The sequence below is a fragment of the Methylophaga sp. UBA1464 genome, assembly GCF_002325665.1.
In the GTDB taxonomy this organism is placed as follows: domain Bacteria; phylum Pseudomonadota; class Gammaproteobacteria; order Nitrosococcales; family Methylophagaceae; genus Methylophaga.
In genome coordinates this window covers 11,926-14,589 of sequence record NZ_DCSO01000085.1, presented here as the reverse complement: position 1 = coordinate 14,589, position 2,664 = coordinate 11,926, and the positions used below count along the sequence as shown (strand labels likewise).

Here is a 2,664-nt window from a genome sequence, read left to right as displayed (position 1 = left end):
CGGCGAACAGGCGCTTGAACTCGGCCTGATTGATGGACTGGCTAATAGCAGTACGGTGGCCAGAGATATCGTTGGCGCCGAAGAAATTGTTGATTACACACCTCGCCCGAGTTATCTGGATCGTTTTGCTGGTAGTCTGGGCGTGAAAATCAGTGAAACATTAATCAGTAGTCAATATTGGAATCTTCGCTAATGGATACCGGACATCATGATGAATTAGTGGCTAAAGCGCTGGCTGATCGCGAGGAATTATTCCGCTACGCCGATCTGAAACATCCACTGATTGCTTTGTTATTTAATGAAGCATCGCTGGACAAGTTAACCCCTGATGAATCGAGTGAATCATCATGGCTCTGACACCTCAATCACTGGTTAATAAGTCACTTGAGCTGGTCTCACCGCCCAGCACCTATGCCCGGCTGGATGAACTGATTCATGATCCCAATAGTGCTATTGATGACATCAGTAAAGTTATCAATACGGATCCGGCATTAACGACACGGCTACTGAAAATCGTCAACAGTCCGTTTTATGGTTTTCCGTCACAAATCAACACGATTTCACGCGCCATTACCGTTATTGGCACCCGTGAATTGACCAATCTGGTTCTGGCGACTTCGGTGGTCAATGCATTCAGCGGTATTCCCAAAACACTGATGGAAATGAACATCTTCTGGCGCCATAGTCTGGCCTGTGCAATTTGTGCCAAATTATTAGCTGAAGCGGCTGGACACAAACAAAGTGAACAGTATCTGATTGCCGGACTGCTGCATAACATCGGTAGCCTGGTTTTATATCAATCCGTGCCGGAATTGTCAGCTGAATCCATCAAAAGTGCCCGCTTTGGTCATGAGGTCTTGCATCTGGCAGAGCAACGGGTGATTGGTTTCGATCATACCGAAGCAGGAGAAGCGTTAATTCAGGCATGGCGTTTGCCTGAGTCCCTTGGTTTTGTTGCCAGACATCACCATAATCCACTGGCTTCGGGCTATGCGGCTGAAGTCTGCATCGTGCATGTTGCCGATGTTATGGTCAGTGCCGTTCCATTTGGCCATAGCGGTGATCAACATGTACCGCCGCTGGATCCTGTGGCCTGGGATAGACTGGAGTTACAGCCGGAAGTTATTCCCCCCATACTCCGCAAAGTTGCCATTCAATTGGAACATCTGGCAGCAAACTTATTATAAAACTCACTTATACGAACAGAAAACAAACAAGCAAGAGGCAAACATGAGAACAGTATTACTTGGCGCGCCGGGTTCCGGTAAAGGTACCCAGGGTGTTTTTCTATCGAAAAAATTCAATATCCCGCAAATATCTACTGGTGATCTGCTGCGTGCCGCAGTCACCGCAGGTTCTGAATTAGGTAAACAGGCTAAATCTGCGATGGATGCCGGTGCGCTGGTTTCAGATGAAATCGTGATTGGGCTCATTCGTGAACGACTGACCCATGATGATGCCAGAAATGGTTATATTCTCGATGGCTTCCCACGTAATATTGCTCAGGCCGAAGCGTTAGATAAAATGCTTGGCGATCTGGGCCAGCCGCTGCAGGGTGTTGTGTTGCTTGATGTGCCATTCACAGAGCTGATGCAGCGATTAACAGGCCGTCGTACCTGTAAAGATTGTGGTGCCATTTTTAACGTGCATTTATCACCACCGGCTAAGGAAGGTGTCTGTGATAACTGTGGTGGTGAGTTATTTCAGCGCCAGGATGACAACGAAGCCACTATCGAAAATCGTCTGAAAGTCTATGAAGAGCAAACCGCACCGTTAGTGGGTTTTTATCAGCAACAGAATAAACTGCATACGATTAAAGGCACCGGGGATATCGATGCGATTACCGATGCAGTTGGCGCCATTTTCGACGACATCTGATTTGTATTAGCACGATGGCAGTTATTCTGGCCACCGGCATTGCCACGCTGGATATTATCAACGAAGTTGCCAGTTATCCGGCTGAAGATGCTGAAGTTCGGGCATTGTCACAACGCATGAGCCGGGGTGGTAATGCCAGCAACACCCTTTGTGTGTTGAGTCAGCTGGGCCATAAGAATTATTTGGCGGCAACATTAATTGATGAAGCTGACGGGCACATTATCGAAGCCGATCTCAATCGCTATCAGATTAATACACAGTTTTGCCCTCGTCTTAATCAAGGCAAAATGCCCACATCTTATATTACGCTGAATCGACAGAACGGTAGCCGAACCATAGTGCATCATCGTGATTGTCCTGAGCTAACTTTTGCCACATTTGAGAAAATCGATTTAAGCTTGTTTGACTGGTTGCACTTTGAAGGTCGTAACGTTACAGAGTTAGCAAAAATGCTCGAACATTGCCGACAAAACTCACCAAATGTGCCGATATCCCTGGAAATTGAAAAACCTCGTGACGGTATTGAAAGTTTATCCGGGATGGCTGACTGGCTGTTTTTCTCCAGAGCATACGCTGAAGCAAAAGGTTATCGTCTCGCTGAGGATTTGTTTGATGATCTTTGTCATGCACATTCGGCAACCTGCACCTGGGGTGCAGAGGGAGCGTATGGCTGGCACAATGCACAGATGATTTTTTGCCCCGCGACCAAAATTCCTAAGGCAGTCGACAGTCTGGGAGCTGGTGACACCTTTAATGCCGGCATGATCCATAGTCTGTTGGCAAAAA

The 2,664-nt window shown here is 47.2% G+C and carries 4 protein-coding genes and 1 pseudogene; all 5 read left to right on the top strand.

Annotated elements, in window-relative coordinates:
- Positions 1–193: pseudogene (locus B3O33_RS10830) on the top strand (S49 family peptidase); the annotation flags it as partial.
- Positions 193–357, top strand: coding sequence for a hypothetical protein (locus tag B3O33_RS10825; protein WP_292362282.1), 165 nt, complete (start codon positions 193–195; stop codon positions 355–357). The pseudogene B3O33_RS10830 and the gene B3O33_RS10825, both read left to right, overlap by 1 nt.
- The gene (locus B3O33_RS10820; protein ID WP_292362281.1) at positions 348–1,187 is read left to right on the top strand and encodes an HDOD domain-containing protein; all 840 of its coding nucleotides are present in this window, start codon (positions 348–350) and stop codon (positions 1,185–1,187) included. The genes B3O33_RS10825 and B3O33_RS10820 overlap by 10 nt, the downstream gene beginning before the upstream one ends.
- A 43-nt stretch (positions 1,188–1,230) precedes the next feature.
- On the top strand, positions 1,231–1,878 hold the full coding sequence (locus tag B3O33_RS10815; RefSeq protein WP_292362280.1) for an adenylate kinase: 648 nt from the start codon (positions 1,231–1,233) through the stop codon (positions 1,876–1,878).
- Positions 1,879–1,892: 14 nt separating this feature from the next.
- Positions 1,893–2,664: PfkB family carbohydrate kinase (locus B3O33_RS10810; protein ID WP_292363572.1), on the top strand; the 772-nt coding region annotated here is incomplete at its 3' end.